Raw genomic sequence first — 377 nt, forward strand, 5'->3', positions numbered from 1 at the left:
CCGCGACCTCACCGACCTCCGCGACACCGCTACTGGCGCAGGACCGTCACCGGATCGCGGTGCCTATCGGGACGTGTTCGGTGACGGCACCAGTGTCGGGTGGCTGCCCTGGATGGGACCACTCTCGCGCACCACCTCCCGACAACTGGCGTGCGATTGCATCCTCACCGCCATCGTGATGGACGAGACCGGTAACCCGATCAACCTCGCCCGCACAATGCGTACCGTCACCTCCACACAGAAACGCGCCCTGATCGCCCGCGATCACGGCTGCGCGTTCCCCGGCTGCGGCACACCCGCCGCCTGGACCGAAGGCCACCACATCCGACACTGGGCAGACGGCGGCCCCACCGACCTGAACAACCTCGTCCTACTCT

General features: G+C 67.4%; 1 protein-coding gene. It reads left to right on the plus strand.

Going from position 1 to position 377, the window contains the following annotated elements; translation table 11 throughout:
* Positions 1–377 (plus strand): HNH endonuclease (locus tag ACOQFP_RS10220; RefSeq protein ID WP_421584247.1); only part of this gene is annotated, 377 nt, incomplete at both ends.

It is taken from the genome of Rhodococcus sp. MALMAid1271 (assembly GCF_049195265.1).
Classification (GTDB): Bacteria; Actinomycetota; Actinomycetes; order Mycobacteriales; family Mycobacteriaceae; genus Rhodococcoides.